The organism is Halorubrum vacuolatum (genome assembly GCF_900188065.1).
GTDB lineage: Archaea > Halobacteriota > Halobacteria > Halobacteriales > Haloferacaceae > Halorubrum > Halorubrum vacuolatum.
The window spans coordinates 1-1,479 of record NZ_FZNQ01000059.1; the positions used below are offsets into that span (position 1 = coordinate 1).

At 54.9% G+C, this 1,479-nt stretch carries 1 protein-coding gene; it reads left to right on the forward strand.

Annotated features, from left to right (window positions below; genetic code table 11):
• Positions 1 to 147 precede the first annotated feature (147 nt).
• A complete protein-coding gene (locus CHB65_RS16635; protein WP_089386126.1) occupies positions 148 to 1,425 on the forward strand; it encodes an RNA-guided endonuclease InsQ/TnpB family protein in 1,278 nt (425 codons plus the stop codon).
• Positions 1,426 to 1,479: the final 54 nt, after the last annotated feature.

Genomic DNA, 1,479 nt, shown 5'->3' on the forward strand with positions numbered 1-1,479 from the left:
TTACGGAGAGTCAAGGAGAAAGCCTCGCCGTTCACGGCGGGGATGAATCCGACAAAAACATACGCAAACCACCGGTCGATAGCACGGCAGGATATTCCGCGTTGAATCAAGCACACATTCAAGTAAGTCTGTCTACATAGGTTACGTATGGCGAATCAAGTCGTTACCCGCACCTACACTGCGTCCATCAGGAACCAGTCTCGGGTGCAGGACGATCTTGATTCCCTCGGGTTCGCCGCCTCGAAACTCTGGAACGTCGGACGATGGACGTGTGGCCGTGTTTGGGATGAGATCGGTCATATTCCTACCCACACAGAACTCACCGCCTACCTCAAGTCGCATGAACGCTACGATGACCTGCATTCGCAGTCAAGTCAGCGAGTCCTCCAAGAACTTGCTGAGGCGTTCAAGGGCTGGTACGGTAAACGACGTAACGGTGACACGAGAGCGAACCCGCCCGGCTACCGCAAACACGGTGACGATCACCCACGCTCCACACTCACGTTCAAGCAGAAAGGGTTCAAACTCGACACAAAGTACAATCGGGTTCGGCTCTCAAAAGGCGCGAACCTCAAAGAATACTGGTCAGACTTCATCCTCTGTGAGTACCAGACCCGCCCCAAAGTTGACCTCTCGGCTGTAGAGAGAGTCAAACAAGTCAGAGCTGTTTGGACAGGCGATGAATGGGAACTGCACTTCGTGTGCAAAGTTGCGGTTGATGTGGCCGAAGCCCCCGGCGAAAAAACAGTGGGTGTTGATCTCGGTATCAACAACTTCGCTGCACTCGCGTACGAAGACGGCCACGCCGAGTTGTACCCGCTCAACTGTCTGAAACAGGACGACTACTACTTCAGCAAGCGGATTGCCCACTGTGACGATTCAGCCTCCGAGCAGGCTACGCGGTTGAATCAGAAGAAGTCTCGACGGCGGACGCACTACTTCCACGCCCTCTCAAAGCATATCGTTGAGCGATGCGTTGAGGAGGGTGTGGGAACGATCGTGGTGGGTGATCTCTCTGGCATCCGCGAGGACGAGAACGGCGAGGCGAAGAATTGGGGGGCACACGGGAACCTTGATCTGCACTCGTGGGCGTTCGACCGTTTCACTGACCTGCTTGAATACAAAGCCGAGATGGAAGGGATCGTGGTAGAGGAAGTATCTGAGGAAGACACCTCAAAGTCGTGTTCGTGTTGTGGGCGGAAACGTGACTCGAACCGTGTTGAACGCGGACTGTACGTCTGCGATAGGTGCGGGATGGTGGCGAACGCAGACGTGAACGGTGCTGAGAACATTCGGCAGAAAGTAACTCCGAGTCCTGCCACGGATGGCGGTGATAGGGGTAACGGCTGGTTGGCACAGCCATCGAAGTTCCTGTTTGACAAGGAAACTGGTGCATTCGCACCTCAAGAACAGGTGACGTCGTAAACCACAATATCCCAACGTGGGAATCCTCGCGCTTCAGCGCGGGGAGGATGTCAA

Bases quoted from the DNA above. Each gene is read 5' to 3' on its own strand.
- CHB65_RS16635 (WP_089386126.1), top strand. From the start codon at position 148: ATGGCGAATCAAGTCGTTACCCGCACCTACACTGCGTCCATCAGGAAC.